Raw genomic sequence first — 1,468 nt, forward strand, 5'->3', positions numbered from 1 at the left:
CCCCATTACCTTCTTCGTAGCCCCGCAACGGGGTTACCGGTCTTCGGAGTTGGCATGACTACCTCCCCTTGTCGAACGGATGGCCTGGGGGGTGGTGTCACCAGCTCCGGAGGCACTGACAGACCGCTGATTAGGGGCATGACCACCGGCCTTTTCACAGGCCGGGAGGCTCTTCGTAATGTGGATGTGGCGATCAGTGCCGTGGCAGGGCCGGGTGAACAGCACCGAAGGAAGCCCGACGTGATCGATACCAGCAGCATCGACGTCTACCTCGGCCTGGACGTCGGCAAGGGCGAACACCACGCCACCGCACTGACCCCCACCGGCAAGAAGACCTTCGACAAGCGCCTGCCCAACAGCGAGCCCAAACTCCGCGAGGTCTTCGCCAAACTGCAGGCCAAGCACGGAACCGTGCTCGTGATCGTTGACCAGGTCGCTTCCATCGGAGCCCTGCCGCTGACCGTCGCCCGCGACCTGGGCTGCCACGTCGCCTATCTACCGGGCCTGACGATGCGGCGGATCGCCGATCTCTATCCCGGCGAGGCCAAGACCGACGCGAAAGACGCGTTCATCATCGCGGATGCGGCCCGGGCGATGCCGCACACGCTGCGCTCGGTCGACCTCGACGACGACACGATCGCCGAACTCCACATGATCGTCGGGTTCGACGACGACCTCGCCGCCGAGGCCACCCGCCTGTCCAACCGGCTGCGGGGCCTGTTCACCCAGATCCACCCGCACCTGGAACGGGTGCTGGGACCGCGCATGCAGCACCCGGCCGTGCTCAAAATGCTGGACCAGTTCGGCTCTCCGGCCCAGATCCGCAAGGCCGGACGCCGCAGGCTGATCAGCCTGATCCGCCCGAAAGCGCCGCGGATGGCCGAGCGACTGATCGAGGACGTCTTCACCGCGCTGGATGAACAGACCGTCGTCGTCCCGGGCACCGACGCGGCCGCATTGATCGTTCCCAGCCTCGCCAACTCACTCCAGGCAGTACTTGACCAGCGCAAACTGCTGGCCCACCGGATCGAGGAACTGCTGGAGGCCCACCCTCTTTCCAAGGTCCTGATGTCGATGCCCGGTATCGGCATCAGGACCGGAGCCCGCATCCTCATCGACGTCGGCGACGGCACCCGTTTCCCCAGCGCCGCACACCTCGCGGCCTACGCCGGCCTCGCCCCAGCGACCAGGAGCTCGGGCTCCTCCATCCGCGGCGAACAACCCTCCAGACGAGGAAACAAGCAGCTCAAACGCGCCTTCTTCCTCTCCGCGTTCGCCGCCCTGGCCGACCCGACCTCCCGGACCTACTACGAAAAGAAGATCAACCAGGGCAAACACCACACCCAAGCCCTCCTCTGCCTCGCCCGCCGCCGAGCCGACGTCCTCTTCGCGATGCTCCGCGACGGCACCTTCTACGAAGCTCAACCCGCCCCAACCCCTTGACCAAAGTCATAGGGGCACCCCCCCG

1 protein-coding gene is annotated in these 1,468 nt (G+C 66.0%); it reads left to right on the plus strand.

What is annotated here, in order from left to right:
• Window positions 1–240 precede the first annotated feature (240 nt).
• On the plus strand, window positions 241–1,443 hold the full coding sequence (locus tag ACFVYL_RS37720; RefSeq protein WP_389724785.1) for an IS110 family transposase: 1,203 nt from the start codon (window positions 241–243) through the stop codon (window positions 1,441–1,443).
• Window positions 1,444–1,468 lie beyond the last annotated feature (25 nt).

The sequence above is a fragment of the Streptomyces sp. NPDC058308 genome (genome assembly GCF_042880275.1).
GTDB lineage: Bacteria > Actinomycetota > Actinomycetes > Streptomycetales > Streptomycetaceae > Streptomyces.